At 59.2% G+C, this 13002-nt stretch carries 16 protein-coding genes and 1 tRNA gene; 6 read left to right on the top strand and 11 right to left on the bottom strand.

Annotated features, from left to right (window positions below):
* Positions 1-18: 18 nt before the first annotated feature.
* From leuB to aroC, 7 genes are all read right to left on the bottom strand, one after another.
* Positions 19-1071 carry a 3-isopropylmalate dehydrogenase gene (leuB, locus tag KI613_RS05050; RefSeq protein ID WP_226404107.1) on the bottom strand — a complete coding sequence of 351 codons (1053 nt, stop codon included), beginning with the start codon at positions 1069-1071 and terminating at the stop codon, positions 19-21.
* Between the two features lie 101 nt (positions 1072-1172).
* The gene (gene leuD, locus KI613_RS05045) at positions 1173-1811 is read right to left on the bottom strand and encodes a 3-isopropylmalate dehydratase small subunit (protein WP_226404106.1); all 639 of its coding nucleotides are present in this window, start codon (positions 1809-1811) and stop codon (positions 1173-1175) included.
* Positions 1811-2026, bottom strand: a complete 216-nt coding sequence (locus KI613_RS05040) for an entericidin EcnAB (protein ID WP_226404105.1) — start codon at positions 2024-2026, stop codon at positions 1811-1813. The genes leuD and KI613_RS05040 overlap by 1 nt, the downstream gene beginning before the upstream one ends.
* A 15-nt stretch (positions 2027-2041) precedes the next feature.
* Positions 2042-3448, bottom strand: a complete 1407-nt coding sequence (gene leuC / locus KI613_RS05035) for a 3-isopropylmalate dehydratase large subunit (RefSeq protein WP_226404104.1) — start codon at positions 3446-3448, stop codon at positions 2042-2044.
* 30 nt (positions 3449-3478) lie between these two features.
* Positions 3479-4666 carry an MFS transporter gene (locus KI613_RS05030; RefSeq protein ID WP_226404103.1) on the bottom strand — a complete coding sequence of 396 codons (1188 nt, stop codon included), beginning with the start codon at positions 4664-4666 and terminating at the stop codon, positions 3479-3481.
* 41 nt (positions 4667-4707) lie between these two features.
* Entirely contained in the window at positions 4708-4974 is a 267-nt protein-coding gene (locus KI613_RS05025) for a YdcH family protein (protein WP_226404102.1), read from the bottom strand.
* Between the two features lie 53 nt (positions 4975-5027).
* Complete coding sequence (gene aroC / locus KI613_RS05020; protein WP_226404101.1) at positions 5028-6128, bottom strand: chorismate synthase; 1101 nt, start codon at positions 6126-6128, stop codon at positions 5028-5030.
* A gap of 36 nt (positions 6129-6164) precedes the next feature.
* On the opposite strand from aroC, the gene KI613_RS05015 reads away from it, so the two are divergent.
* Positions 6165-6323 (top strand): hypothetical protein, encoded by a 159-nt coding sequence (locus KI613_RS05015; protein WP_226404100.1) that lies wholly within the window; start codon positions 6165-6167, stop codon positions 6321-6323.
* A 50-nt stretch (positions 6324-6373) separates the two neighbouring features.
* Here KI613_RS05015 and KI613_RS05010 read toward each other — a convergent pair whose 3' ends face one another.
* The gene (locus KI613_RS05010) at positions 6374-6823 is read right to left on the bottom strand and encodes a CBS domain-containing protein (RefSeq protein ID WP_226404099.1); all 450 of its coding nucleotides are present in this window, start codon (positions 6821-6823) and stop codon (positions 6374-6376) included.
* A gap of 270 nt (positions 6824-7093) precedes the next feature.
* Here KI613_RS05010 and KI613_RS05005 point away from each other — a divergent pair, with 270 nt between their 5' ends.
* On the top strand, positions 7094-7399 hold the full coding sequence (locus KI613_RS05005) for a helix-turn-helix domain-containing protein (RefSeq protein WP_226405690.1): 306 nt from the start codon (positions 7094-7096) through the stop codon (positions 7397-7399).
* A gap of 39 nt (positions 7400-7438) precedes the next feature.
* Here the strand turns inward: KI613_RS05005 and KI613_RS05000 are convergent, their stop codons facing one another.
* Entirely contained in the window at positions 7439-8032 is a 594-nt protein-coding gene (locus KI613_RS05000) for a radical SAM protein (protein ID WP_319004090.1), read from the bottom strand.
* Between the two features lie 287 nt (positions 8033-8319).
* On the opposite strand from KI613_RS05000, the gene queD reads away from it, so the two are divergent.
* Together queD and KI613_RS04990 are read left to right on the top strand one after the other, a co-directional pair.
* On the top strand, positions 8320-8772 hold the full coding sequence (gene queD / locus KI613_RS04995) for a 6-carboxytetrahydropterin synthase QueD (protein ID WP_226404097.1): 453 nt from the start codon (positions 8320-8322) through the stop codon (positions 8770-8772).
* A 133-nt stretch (positions 8773-8905) separates the two neighbouring features.
* The gene (locus tag KI613_RS04990) at positions 8906-10054 is read left to right on the top strand and encodes a patatin-like phospholipase family protein (RefSeq protein WP_226404096.1); all 1149 of its coding nucleotides are present in this window, start codon (positions 8906-8908) and stop codon (positions 10052-10054) included.
* Positions 10055-10177: 123 nt separating this feature from the next.
* Here the strand turns inward: KI613_RS04990 and KI613_RS04985 are convergent.
* Positions 10178-10265: transfer RNA gene (locus KI613_RS04985), tRNA-Ser, on the bottom strand.
* A gap of 129 nt (positions 10266-10394) precedes the next feature.
* Between KI613_RS04985 and KI613_RS04980 the strand changes: the two genes are divergently transcribed.
* Complete coding sequence (locus KI613_RS04980) at positions 10395-11087, top strand: Bax inhibitor-1/YccA family protein (protein ID WP_226404095.1); 693 nt, start codon at positions 10395-10397, stop codon at positions 11085-11087.
* A 66-nt stretch (positions 11088-11153) separates the two neighbouring features.
* Here KI613_RS04980 and rlmD read toward each other — a convergent pair whose 3' ends face one another.
* A complete protein-coding gene (rlmD, locus tag KI613_RS04975) occupies positions 11154-12452 on the bottom strand; it encodes a 23S rRNA (uracil(1939)-C(5))-methyltransferase RlmD (protein WP_226404094.1) in 1299 nt (432 codons plus the stop codon).
* 50 nt (positions 12453-12502) lie between these two features.
* Here rlmD and KI613_RS04970 point away from each other — a divergent pair, with 50 nt between their 5' ends.
* Positions 12503-12979 carry a DUF7931 domain-containing protein gene (locus KI613_RS04970; protein WP_226404093.1) on the top strand — a complete coding sequence of 159 codons (477 nt, stop codon included), beginning with the start codon at positions 12503-12505 and terminating at the stop codon, positions 12977-12979.
* Positions 12980-13002: the final 23 nt, after the last annotated feature.

The raw sequence follows: 13002 nt of genomic DNA, 5'->3' as shown, positions 1-13002 counted from the left end.
TCTCCGTGAAAAACCTTTTTACAGCGCCGCCAGTACGGCGTCGCCCATTTCCTTCGTACCCACCTTGTTGGTGCCGCGCTCGTAGATGTCGCCAGTCCGGTAACCCTGGGCCAAAACCTTTTTGACCGCATTTTCGACGCGCAGTGCCTGCTCTTCGAGAGCAAAAGTGTAACGCAGCATCATCGCAGCCGACAGAATGGTGGCCAGCGGATTGGCCACACCCTGGCCGGCGATATCCGGAGCAGAACCGTGCGACGGCTCGTAGAGCCCCTTGTTCTTGTCGTCGAGAGAGGCCGACGGCAACATGCCGATCGAGCCGGTCAGCATCGATGCCTCGTCGGACAGAATGTCGCCGAACATGTTGCCGGTGACCATCACGTCGAATTGCTTGGGCGCCTTGACCAGTTGCATGGCGGCGTTGTCGACCAGCATGTGGCTCAGTTCGACATCCGGATAATCGTGCGAAATCTCGATCATCACGTCGCGCCAGAGCTGGGTACATTCGAGCACGTTCATCTTGTCAACGGAGCACAGGCGTTTGTCGCGCTTCTGGGCGGCCTGGAAGGCGACATGGCCAATGCGGCGAATTTCCGACTCGCTGTAAACCATAGTGTTGAAACCGACACGCTCGCCGTTTTCTTCACGGATACCGCGCGGCTGGCCGAAATAAATGTCGCCGGTCAGTTCGCGAATGATCAGGATATCCAGCCCGGCAACCACTTCCGGCTTGAGCGTTGAAGCATTGGCTAGTTCCGGATACAAAATGGCCGGACGCAAATTGGCAAACAGGTTCAGATCCTTGCGGATGCCGAGTAGACCGCGTTCCGGGCGCTTTTCGCGCGGCAGCGTATCCCACTTCGGGCCACCGACGGCGCCGAGCAGGATGGCATCAGCCGCGCGCGCCAGCTTTTGCGTCGCTTCCGGGTAAGGATGGTCAGTCGCATCGACCGCACAGCCGCCGAGCAGTCCTTCTTCCATCTCGAACTTGAGATCGAGAGCCTTCAACACGCGCACCGCTTCAGCGGTAATTTCGGGGCCAATGCCGTCACCCGGCAGAACGCAGATTTTCATAATTTCAGGATCCAGTGGTTAGGATTCAGGATCGAGCCAAAAGCAGCGCGAGTAAGTCATGTCCTTGCTCACTAACTGCTCAAGCTCCTAATAACTCATGACTAACTAAACAGCCAGGGCTGGTTGATACGACGCTTTTCTTCGAATTCGCGGATTTTCTCGGCGTGACGCAGGGTCAGGCCAATGTCGTCCCAGCCATTGATCAGACACTCCTTGCGGAAAGCGTCGATCTGGAACGGAATGCCATAGCCATCCGGGCGAATGACGGCCTGCGCCTGCAGGTCGACGACCAGCTTGTAGCCGGGTGTCGCTTCGACCTGTTTGAACAAGGCTTCGACTTCGCCGGCCGGCAAGACGATGGGCACGATGCCATTCTTGTAGCAGTTGTTGAAGAAGATGTCGGCGAACGATTCGGCGATGATGGCCTTGAAGCCAAAATCGAGCAGCGCCCACGGCGCATGTTCACGCGAACTACCGCAACCGAAGTTGGCGCGGGTCAGCAGCACTTCGGCGCCTTGATAACGCGGGAGATTGAGCACGAAATTCGGGTTTTTCGGTCGCCCCGAGGAATCCTGCCCCGGCTGTCCGACATCCATGTAGCGCCATTCATCAAAGGCATTCGGGCCGAAGCCGGAACGCTTGATGGACTTGAGAAACTGCTTCGGGATGATCGCATCGGTATCGACGTTGTTGCGGTCGAGGGGGGCCACCAAACCTTCCAGACGAACAAATTTATCCATTACTCCACCGCTTTCTGCACAGCGTCGCCACTCTTTTTCAGGGCGCCGCCGACCGCCTCGCCACTCTTCTGCAGGGCACTTCCAACCGCTTCGCCACCCTTGTGCAAGGCTTCACCGGTCTTTTCCGCACCAATGGCAACATCCTTCTTGACGCCCTCTGCAGTATTGCAGGCGGCCAGGAAAACCACAGCAAACAAGACAAACCAATTCTTCATGATCATCTCCTCTGCTTACAGAACGTCTCGCACATCGGCAAAACGTCCGGCAATTGCCGCTGCTGCTGCCATGGCCGGGCTGACCAGATGGGTGCGTCCGCCCGGGCCCTGACGGCCTTCGAAATTGCGGTTGGAGGTCGAGGCACAACGTTCGCCCGGTTCCAGACGGTCGGCATTCATCGCCAGACACATCGAACACCCCGGTTCACGCCATTCGAAACCAGCCGCGATGAACACCTTGTCCAGTCCTTCTGCTTCGGCCTGACGCTTGACCAGGCCGGAACCTGGTACAGCCAGCGCCAGCTTGACGGTCGCTGCGACATGGCGCCCCTTGAGCACGGATGCCGCCTCGCGCAGATCCTCGATGCGCGAGTTGGTACAGGAGCCGATGAACACCTTGTCGATGGCGATATTCTTGATCGGTGTATTGGGATTAAGACCCATATATTGCAGGGCGCGTTCCATGCCTTCGCGCTTGACCGGGTCGGTCTGCTTGGCCGGGTCGGGAACGACGGCGTCGATGGCGACGACCATTTCCGGCGAAGTACCCCAGGTCACCTGCGGACGAATCTCTTCGGCCTTGAGCGTGACGATGCGGTCAAACTGCGCGCCGGCGTCGGAATGCAGCGTGCGCCAATAGGCGACCGCCTTTTCCCAGATGTCACCCTTCGGCGAAAACGGGCGACCTTTCAAATAATCGATGGTTTTGTCGTCGACCGCGACAAAGCCCATGCGCGCACCGCCTTCGATGGCCATGTTGCACAGGGTCATGCGACCTTCCATGCTCAGGCCGCGAATGGCGCTGCCGCCGAATTCGATGGCGTAACCGTTACCGCCGGCCGTGCCGATGGTGCCGATGATGGCCAGCGCCACATCCTTGGCGGTGACACCCTTGCCGAGCTTGCCGTCGACGGCAATCAGCATGGTCTTCGATTTCTTCTGCAACAGGCACTGGGTGGCCAGCACGTGCTCGACTTCCGAGGTGCCGATACCGTGAGCCAGACAGGCGAAGGCGCCGTGCGTCGAGGTGTGCGAATCGCCGCAAACGACGGTCATGCCGGGCAGCGTGGCGCCGTTTTCCGGACCGACGACGTGCACGATGCCCTGCCGCGCGTCCTTGAACGGGAAATAGGCCAGCGCGCCGACTTCGCGGATATTGGCGTCGAGGGTCTCGACTTGCTGCCGGGAAACCGGGTCCTTGATGCCTTCGTCCCAGTGATCGGTCGGGGTGTTGTGGTCGGCCGTCGCGACAATGGAAGAAATGCGCCACGGCTTGCGGCCGGCCAGCTTGAGACCTTCGAAAGCCTGCGGGCTGGTGACTTCGTGGACGAGGTGACGATCGATATAGAGAAGGGCCGTGCCATCTGCTTCCTGATGGACGACGTGGTTCTCCCAAAGCTTGTCGTAAAGGGTCTTCGACATGGTGCGTAAAGTGAGCCGTAAAGCGTTTAATTATTGCACAGGATCTTTCATTTTTGCCCTGTTTTCCCGGTTGACCGTCGCATTTGCGCCGACCCAGCCCCAGACCAGCGCGAAGCCGACCAGCGCGAACAGCGAACCGAGAGTAAAGGTCCAGCCGGAACCCAGCGAATCCCAGGTCCGGCCGCTGATCAGCGCGCCAAGCAAGCCACCGGCGCCGAATGACAGGCTGGAATACAGCGCCTGTCCCCGCCCCTGCGCCCGACCCGGAAACCACTGATTCACGGCGGCAATCGAGGCTGCGTGGTAGGCACCAAAAGTCAGGCCGTGCAGCAACTGGACCAGAATCATGATGGTCGCCGATTCGACGCCCCAGCCCATGAGCACAAAGCGAATGACCGCCGCCCCGAAACTGGCGAGCAGGATGGCGCGCAGCGAGAACCTTCGCGACAGCCGCGCCATAAACATGAAGACAATAATTTCCGCCACCACCCCGAGCGACCAAAGCAAGCCGACTTCGGTCTTCGAGTAGCCGTGGGCGTCAAGGTGAATCGAATAGAAAACGTAGAACGCACCATGCGCCGCCGACATCGCGAAGCAGGCGGTCATCAGCGCAATCACCTTCGGCTGGCGGAGGATTTCGCCGATCGGCTGAGCATCGCGGTCATGCGGAACTGGCGGCGCTTCCGGCAGGGTCAAGGCGTAGAGCAGAATGCCGGCGAGAATCGCCCAGCACACCCAGAGCACACCGACCGGCGGCGCCATGTCGAGCAGCGCGCCGGTTCCCATCACGGCGACGATGAAGCCGATCGATCCCCACAGGCGAATGCGGCTGTAACGACCACGCTCGTCGCGCAGATGGTCGAAAGTCAGCGTCTCGACCAGCGGTAATGCGGCGCTCCAGAAGAAGGCCAGCACAGCCATCGCGACCAGCATGCCGGGCAATTTATCGAGCCAGAAAAAGGCGGTGAATCCGGCCAGGCCGATCCCGGCGGCCAGACGAATGATCGCCATGCGCCGACCGAAACGGTCAGCCAGCCAGCCCCACAGATTGGGGCCAAAAAGGCGCATCAACTGCATCTGCGACATCAGCAGCCCGATGTCCCAGGCAGAAAAATTCAGGGATTGGAGATAGAGCCCGAAATAGGGCGAGAAGGCGCCAATGAAGGCGAAATAGAAAAAGTAGTAGCCCGAGAGGCGCCAGTAAGGCAAAGCATGCATCCGGTGATTTTACCGGATGCGTCGTCGGGCATCGCCGCTAATCAGGCCTTGACGGACTGCTGGCCGGCGCGGAAGGCGAGCAGCAGATGGTAAATCTCGTCCTTCAGTTTGACGCGCTGCTTCTTCATGTCTTCGATGGTGAAGTCGGCGACCGGCATGTCGTGCTCTTCCAGATCCTCGACCTTGCCGGTCAGGCGGTTGTAGGAAGCGAACTGGCGGGAAAAATAGGCATTGCCGGACTTGAGCGCATCAATCCCGTCCTTGAACTCCGGAAACTCCTGATACAGATCGTGATGATCAACTTGCATGGTTTCTCTCCCTATTGCGATGATCAGCCGCCTGGGCGGCAAACGTAGAAATATTACGCGATTTCACCCGGTATGCGCGGCGTGGTACACACCACATCACCACACTGGGCGCGGTGGCGCAGAGCATGATCGATCAGCACCAGAGCCAGCATGGCTTCGGCAATCGGCGTGGCGCGGATGCCGACACAGGGATCGTGCCGGCCCTCGGTCGCCACCTCGATGGCGTTGCCCTGACGATCGATCGAGTGCCGCGACTGGGCAATGGATGAGGTCGGCTTGATCGCCATGTTGACGACAATATCCTGCCCCGTCGAAATCCCGCCCAGTACGCCGCCGGCATGGTTGGTCGCAAAGCCTTGCGGGGTCATTTCATCGCCGTGCTCGCTGCCTTTCTGGGCCACCGAAGCGAAGCCGGCGCCAATTTCAACGCCTTTGACGGCGTTGATACCCATCATGGCGTAAGCGATTTCGGCATCAAGCCGGTCATAAACCGGCTCCCCCCAACCCGGCGGGACGCCGGTGGCGGTCACAGTGATTTTGGCGCCGACCGAATCGAGCGATTTGCGCAGGCTGTCCATGTAGTTTTCGAGTTCAGGCACCAGCGCAGCGTTCGGCGCAAAGAAAGCATTTTCGCGAATATCGTCGGCCGAAACAAAAGGGATCTCGATTGGACCGAGGGCGCTCATCCAGCCACAAATGCTGACACCGTAACGCTCGTTGAGCCACTTGCGGGCAATCGCTCCAGCCGCCACGCGCACTGCAGTCTCACGGGCCGACGAACGGCCACCGCCACGGTAATCGCGGAAGCCGTATTTCTGGGTGTAGGTGTAATCGGCGTGGCCGGGACGGAAGGTGTCGGCGATGTTGCCGTAATCCTTGCTGCGCTGGTCCTGATTGCGAATGAGCAGGCCGATCGGCGTGCCGGTCGTTTTACCTTCGAAGACACCGGAAAGAATCTCGACGGTATCCGGCTCACGGCGCTGCGTCACATGCCGCGACGTCCCCGGCTTGCGGCGATCCAGTTCGGCCTGGATATCAGCCTCGCACAAGGCCAGCCCGGGTGGACAGCCATCAACGACGCAACCGATCGCCGGGCCGTGCGACTCGCCAAAAGAGGTAACGGTAAACAAGGTGCCAAAAATATTGCCGGACATGGAAGCAGCGTTCTAATATGGAACGAGGAGTTTACCATGCCAAGCAAAAAGCCCTCTCCCACACCGTCGACCGCAGCAAAACCCTCGACCCAGCCCCCAACCCGCAAGGGAAGCACAAACCCGGCGCCAAACCCGCGCCAGCAGCCCGACAACCGCTGGCAAAGAACCAAGCGCTACGGCTGGGACAGTCGCTAGCCGTAAACGAACAAAAGGCAGCCGAAGCTGCCTTTTGTTCGTTTGAAGGCTCAGGCTTCCTGCTGATCAGTTGGCCAGTTCTTGATGTAGCTCTTCAGCATCTTGTTCTCGAAACTCTGCTCTTCAAGAACCGCCTTGGCCACATCAAGGAATGAGATGACGCCCATCAGCGTGTCGTCTTCGACGACCGGCAGATAACGCGAGCGCTTGTCGATCATCAACCGGCGCAGGTCGTTGGCCTCCATATCCGGGAAAGCAGTCACCGGGTTGGTCACCATCACGTCACCGACAGTCAGGCGCTCCGCAGCCGCCGCCTTGCCTTTGAGCGCCAGGAGTACTTCGCGAAAAGTCAGCATACCGACCATCTTGCCGCCATCCATGACGACCAGGGAGCCGACGTCGAGGTCGGCCATGCTGTCGATGGCGAAAGCCAAGGACTGTTGCGGCGACGCCGTGTACAGCGTGGCACCCTTGACTCGAAGTATTTCCCGGACCTGCATTGCGCTCTCCCGCACTCGGTATTAATTGGTCGGTTGATCTTAGAGCATCCTCCGAAATTCGGAAAGGATATTGCACTTCTCGTCTCGCATAAGGTCGAAGCTAATAGCAAGACCACCAACCTAAAAAAAATTTACGCGTATTTGATAAATTTATCGGCATTGACACTTGCAAAATGTCATAACCATCTATACACTTGGTTATATCACCTAAGGCATATATCGCTAGGATGCTTGGGTAACCCTATTACACTAGCGTATGGAGATTGAATGATGTCTACAGTTAAAACCATCGAGAAAATCGACGCTCGTGAAATTCGTCGTAAGCTTGGTCTCAACCAGCAACAGTTCTGGTCCACCCTCGGCGTGACGCAGAGTGGCGGTTCCCGCTACGAAAGCGGCCGCAACATGCCGAAGCCGGTGCGCGAACTGCTCCGCCTGGTGCACGTTGAACAAGTTGATATCAAGAACATCAAGCGTGACGACATCGAAGTTGTCGAATACCTCAAGGCCCAGGAACCAGAACTGTTCAAGTCCCTGAAGAAGTCGGCTCGCGCCCACGCAAAAAAAGCGGCCTGATTTTTGCCCCAAAAGGGGCGTCGACCGTAACAACGGGCATCACGGGGAAACAATGACCCGGATGCCCGTTTCCTTTTCTATCTGCCGGGCAAAATCAGCCAAAACATCGACAGGCAGAGGATTCAAGCGCGAAGCAGCGGCTTGCATCGATGGCCGTGCTAATCCGTAAAGGTGCACGCCAGCCAGTTTGCCGGCGAGCGGTCGGAGTAGATCGCAATAGGCCATTCGCGACGCCAGCGACGGCGCAAGGCCATCCAGCGCGAACCAGCAGGTTTGCACCCACGTCGGCGCGAGCTCGGCGCAGATTTCAAGGTTTTTTGACGTTTTTGCCATTTGCCACGGAACACCGTTAATTTCGGCAACCTCTTCAGCCGTGGCACGGTCAATCTTGAACCAGACTTCGCCCCCTAGTTTGCCTAAATGACGAATGCCCGACTGCACATCGGAACGATGCATCAGACTGCCGTTGGTAATCAGGCGTACGACCAGCTTGCCTTTTTGATCAAAGCGCTCCAGCACCTTCCCGACCACACTTACCGCACCGGCAAATTCAGCGGCACTGGTCGGTTCGCCGTTGCCGGATAAAGCCACATCCATCAGCCGCCGCGCCTCGGGGGGTACTTGCCGCTGCATGAAGTCACCGTTCAGCGCGTCGTCGAGAAAGCCGGCCAGCTCGCGTTCCAGGCAATCCAGATCAATCGGCGGCGGCCCGCCCCGCGTCAAGTTTTCAACCTGGCAATAGACGCAGGCCCAGTTGCAGGCATTGTTGGGATTGAGGTTAATCCCGATCGACACCCCGCCGGCTCGGCGCGAAATGACAGGATAAACGTAGCGCAGGCCGGCACTGTCCCGGCGGTGATCGTCTGTGGAGAGCATGGCGCATTGTATAATCCGCGACCGCCTTGTTGAGCAAAACGCCCATGTTGATTACCCGCCGTCTCGAATTCGATGCCGGGCACCGCATCCCCGACCACAAAAGCCAGTGCCGTCACCTGCACGGGCACCGTTACGCCATTGAAATCACCTTGTCGGGCAGCGTCATCGACAAGGCCGGCGATGCCGCCAATGGAATGGTGATGGACTTCTCGCAGGTCAAGGATCTGGCCAACAGCCATCTGGTCAACGAATGGGATCACGCATTCCTCGCCTACGCTGGCGACAAGGCCGTGGTCGACTTTCTCGGTTCGATGCCGGGCCACAAGACAGTCATCCTCGACCGCGTGCCAACCGCAGAGAATCTGGCCCGCATAGCTTTCGAGCGTCTCGACGCGGTGTACCGCGACACCTACGGCAACCATTTGCAGCTCGAACAGGTCCGACTTTACGAAACGCCCAACTGCTGGGCCGACGCACTGCGCACCAAGCTGGATTGAGCGGAAAAAATTCTCCCCCTATACTGCCGGAACACGGCAAGCACATCGATAGCATGCGCACGGAGGGGGAGATGAAAAACAAGAAAGCCAGCCTGCTCAGGCAAACATTGCACCGACCGGACGCCAGGCCGGCATGAGCCCCCCCCCGGCAAGCTCAGCCAAGACCGCACTGGTCCTGACCGGCGGTGGTGCCCGGGCGGCCTATCAGGTCGGCGTCCTGCTTGCCGTTGCCAAGCTATCGACCAACCGCCGAAAAAACCCCTTCCCCATTCTGTGCGGCACCTCTGCAGGCGCCATTAATGCGGCCGGCATTGCCTGCCTGGCCGACAATTTCGGCAAGGGCGTTGCCGTGCTGGCCAGCTTCTGGCGCAACATGCACGCCGGCGACATCTACCGCGCCGACCCCATCGGCATCGGCGTCTCGGGTGCGCACTGGATGACCATGCTGACACTGGGCTGGCTGATTCGCAGCCGGCCACGCTCGCTGCTCGACAATTCGCCGTTGCACGACTTGCTGAGTCGCCACCTCGATTTCCGCGGCATCGAACGCTCGATTGCCAATGGCGCGCTACACGCCCTGAGCATTTCGGCATCCGGCTACGAATCCGGCGACAATATCAATTTCTTTCAGGGACACCCCGACGCCCAGCCCTGGCATCGCGTCCAGCGCATCGGCATTCGCTCCAAAATCGGCGTTGAGCACTTGCTCGCCTCCAGCGCGATCCCGTTTATATTTCCTGCCGCCAAGATTCACCGCGAATTTTTCGGCGATGGCTCAATGCGCCAACTGGCGCCGATCTCCCCGGCCATCCACCTCGGCGCCGAGCGGGTACTGATTGTCGGTGCCGGGCGCAAGAATGAACATCAGGAACGTCGCCGGGTCGACAGCCATCCGTCGCTGGCGCAAATTGCCGGCCACGCTCTGTCCAGCATTTTTCTCGATAGCCTGGCCGTCGATATCGAGCGCATGCAGCGGATCAACCGGACGCTCGCCGCCATCCCACCCAGCATCAGGGAAAACAATGAAATTCCCTTGCGACCGATCAAGGCCTTGATCATTTCGCCCTCCGAACGCCTCGAGCGCATCGCCGCCGAACACGCCGGCGCCCTGCCCTGGGCAATGCGCATGATGCTCGGCGGCATTGGCGGCATGAACCGTCGCAACGGCACGCTAACCAGCTACCTGCTGTTCGAGAAGCCCTATACGCGAGCCTTGATCGACCTCGGTTACGCCGACACCATGGCGCGCTCGGACGAAGTCGGAGAATTCCTCGACCTTTGAGCCAGGCGCCTTGCCCCGCGTTGCCTCGTCTTTGTCTTGCATTTCCACGGTCAACCGGAAAAAACGGCCAAAAACGAAAAGCGGTAGAAAGCAAAACGGCCCCAAAGGGGCCGATGCAATTACTGGCGGGTCCGGTGAGATTCGAACTCACGATGCTTTTCAGCACGCCGGTTTTCAAGACCGGTGCATTCAACCGCTCTGCCACAGACCCGGAAGGCGCGCATGATAGCACAGTCGCCACCGGTACAATCTGACACAAAAGCGCACAGGATTAATTGAAACTTCGCTCCAGCTCCGTTAGTCTTAACGTTTGTCGCAATATCACAAGGGAGCTTCCCGCATGAACACCAACTTCGAGATTGCCAATCAGGGCTCTACTGGGCTAGCACTGCAGCAGAACCGCGTTCTGCGCAACACCTACATGCTGCTCGGCCTTTCCATGGTACCGACGGTCATTGGCGCACTAGTCGGCATCCAGATGCAATTCAGCTTCCTGGCAGGCAGCCCGTTCATTTCCTTCCTCCTCTTCATGGGCATTGCCATGGGTTTCATGTGGGGCATCGAGAAGAACAAGGACAGCGGAATGGGCGTCGCCCTGCTCCTCGGCTTCACCTTCTTCATGGGCCTCATGCTATCGCGTATCCTGCAGGTTGCCCTCGGCTTCTCCAACGGAGGCTCGATGATCGCCATGGCCGCCGGTGGCACCGGCGCGGTGTTTTTCACGATGTCGACTGTCGCTGCGGTCAGCAAGCGTGACTTCAGCAGCATGGGCAAGTTCCTGTTCGTCGGCATGATCATTGTGCTGCTCGCCGCCGTCGCCAACATCTTCTTCCAGATTCCGGCACTGTCGCTGACCATTGCCGTCGCAGTCGTCGGCATCTTCTCGGCCTACATCCTGTACGACATCAGCCGGATCATCCAGGGTGGCGAGACCAACTACGTGAGCGCGACCCTGGCGGTCTACCTCGACGTTTACAACGTTTTCGTCGGCCTGCTGCAACTGATCATGGCCCTCACCGGCGAACGCGATTAAGCATTGCTGACTCGATAAAAAAAGGCGGCCGTGGCCGCCTTTTTTACGTCTGGACAGCCCGTGCCGTCAGGGCCGTTCGAAAACGGCAATCGACTCGACGTGGGCGGTATGCGGGAACATGTTCACGGCACCGGCCGAGACGAAACGGTAGCCCTTCTCGGTGACCAGCACCGCCGCATCGCGGGCCAGCGTACCGGGATTGCAGGAAACATACACAATGCGGCGCGGCGCATCATTTCCAAGCGCCCGCACCAGTTCAACTGCCCCCTCACGCGGCGGGTCGATCAGCATCTTGTCAAAGCGCCCCAACGCTGCCAGCGATTGCTCCGAACATTCGAAGAGGTTGGCCACGCCAAATTCAACGCGATCAGCCAGGCCGTTCGAGACCGCGCTCTCCCGGCCACGCGCCACCAATCCGGCACTGCCTTCGACCCCGACCACGACAGCCCCCGACCTGGCAATCGGCAAGGTAAAATTCCCCAGGCCGCAGAACATGTCGGCGATCCGCTCGCCCGGTTGCGGATCGAGCAGGCGCATGGCGCGGCGGACCAGCACCCGATTTACCGCATGGTTAACCTGGGTGAAATCGTTGGGCTTGAAATCGAACTCAAGACCGAACTCCGGCAAGGTGTACGACAAACGCGGGCCGGGTAGCGGATGGAAGCGCTGGATGGAATCCGGCCCCTTCGGCTGCAAGTAGAAGACGATGTCGTACCGATCGGCAAATTCGCGCAACAAACGCTCGTCGGCCGCAGTCAGCGGATCCAGAATGCGTAACAGCACGGCCGTGCAATGCTCACCAACCGCCACCTCGACCTCGCGAATACGGTCTGCTATCGTCAGGGCGCCGAACAGTTCGCGCATGGGCATCAACAAGGCCGACACATGGGGCGGCAAAATGTCGCAGCTTCGAATGTCGGCAATGTAGCTGCTGCGCCATTCATGAAAGCCAATCAGCACGCCCCCATTTTTCGCAACCTGACGAACCGCCAGGCGGGCCCGGTGCCGATAACCCCACGGCTCGCCCTGAATCGGTGGCAGCATCGTTTCCGGCCGCACGCGTCCGATGTGCCAGAGGCTGTCTTCGAGCACGCGCTGCTTGGCGGCGACCTGCGCCGACGGATCCATGTGCTGCATGGCACAACCTCCGCAAACACCAAAATGCGGGCAGCGCGGTACAACGCGGGCGTTCGATGGCTTGATCACGCGGACCAGATTCGCCAGTTCGAACTTGGACTTCTTCCGGAAGCTGGCGTACTCGACGGTTTCACCCGGCAAGGCGCCGTCGACAAAAATGGCCTTGCCATCCTGGCGGGTAATCCCCCGTGCCTCATGGTCCAGCGCAACGATGATCCCGATTGGCACGGTCAACTCCGAAAAAGCGCGAATTCTATCAATCGGTTACACTAAGCGCCATGGCTCGCGAACTGATTACCTCCTGGGCAGACTACCAAATGGCGCTCGACCGCCTGCTGGCCATTGCCTGTCACAAGATCAGCATTTATGACGAAGACCTTGTCACGCTGAAACTCGAATCCGCCCCCCGCCTGCTTCATATAAAACGCATACTCCAGTCTGAACAGGGCGATTCCCTGCAAATCGCCGTTCGCAATGCCGGGCCGATCCGGCAAAAGCATCCGTTGCTCCTCAGCCAGCTAAGCACCTTCGGCCACCGCGCCGCGGCCCGTGAAACGCCCCCGCAGCTTGCCCATCTTCGCGACAGCATGATCCTCGTCGACGACAAACACGCTCTGATTCGTTTTGAGCGAGATATGCCGCGCGGCAAATTACTAATCGATGAAATTGACGAACTCCGCCCCTATTTGACCCGCTTCAAGGAAATCTGGTCAGAAGGAGGCGAAAGCATTACCAACACCACGCTTGGACTCTGATCTACAGGCATTATTCCGCACTG

It is taken from the genome of Ferribacterium limneticum (assembly GCF_020510585.1).
In the GTDB taxonomy this organism is placed as follows: domain Bacteria; phylum Pseudomonadota; class Gammaproteobacteria; order Burkholderiales; family Rhodocyclaceae; genus Azonexus.
This window is presented reverse-complemented; position numbering and strand designations above follow the sequence as displayed.

Bases quoted from the DNA above. Each gene is read 5' to 3' on its own strand.
- leuB (WP_226404107.1), bottom strand. From the start codon at position 1,071: ATGAAAATCTGCGTTCTGCCGGGTGACGGCATTGGCCCCGAAATTACC.
- KI613_RS04980 (WP_226404095.1), top strand. From the start codon at position 10,395: ATGAACACCAACTTCGAGATTGCCAATCAGGGCTCTACTGGGCTAGCA.
- KI613_RS05025 (WP_226404102.1), bottom strand. From the start codon at position 4,974: ATGCAAGTTGATCATCACGATCTGTATCAGGAGTTTCCGGAGTTCAAG.
- KI613_RS05030 (WP_226404103.1), bottom strand. From the start codon at position 4,666: ATGCATGCTTTGCCTTACTGGCGCCTCTCGGGCTACTACTTTTTCTAT.
- leuD (WP_226404106.1), bottom strand. From the start codon at position 1,811: ATGGATAAATTTGTTCGTCTGGAAGGTTTGGTGGCCCCCCTCGACCGC.
- leuC (WP_226404104.1), bottom strand. From the start codon at position 3,448: ATGTCGAAGACCCTTTACGACAAGCTTTGGGAGAACCACGTCGTCCAT.
- aroC (WP_226404101.1), bottom strand. From the start codon at position 6,128: ATGTCCGGCAATATTTTTGGCACCTTGTTTACCGTTACCTCTTTTGGC.
- KI613_RS04990 (WP_226404096.1), top strand. From the start codon at position 8,906: ATGAGCCCCCCCCCGGCAAGCTCAGCCAAGACCGCACTGGTCCTGACC.
- KI613_RS05000 (WP_319004090.1), bottom strand. From the start codon at position 8,032: ATGCAGCGGCAAGTACCCCCCGAGGCGCGGCGGCTGATGGATGTGGCT.
- KI613_RS05015 (WP_226404100.1), top strand. From the start codon at position 6,165: ATGCCAAGCAAAAAGCCCTCTCCCACACCGTCGACCGCAGCAAAACCC.
- queD (WP_226404097.1), top strand. From the start codon at position 8,320: ATGTTGATTACCCGCCGTCTCGAATTCGATGCCGGGCACCGCATCCCC.
- KI613_RS05010 (WP_226404099.1), bottom strand. From the start codon at position 6,823: ATGCAGGTCCGGGAAATACTTCGAGTCAAGGGTGCCACGCTGTACACG.
- KI613_RS04970 (WP_226404093.1), top strand. From the start codon at position 12,503: ATGGCTCGCGAACTGATTACCTCCTGGGCAGACTACCAAATGGCGCTC.
- KI613_RS05005 (WP_226405690.1), top strand. From the start codon at position 7,094: ATGTCTACAGTTAAAACCATCGAGAAAATCGACGCTCGTGAAATTCGT.
- KI613_RS05040 (WP_226404105.1), bottom strand. From the start codon at position 2,026: ATGAAGAATTGGTTTGTCTTGTTTGCTGTGGTTTTCCTGGCCGCCTGC.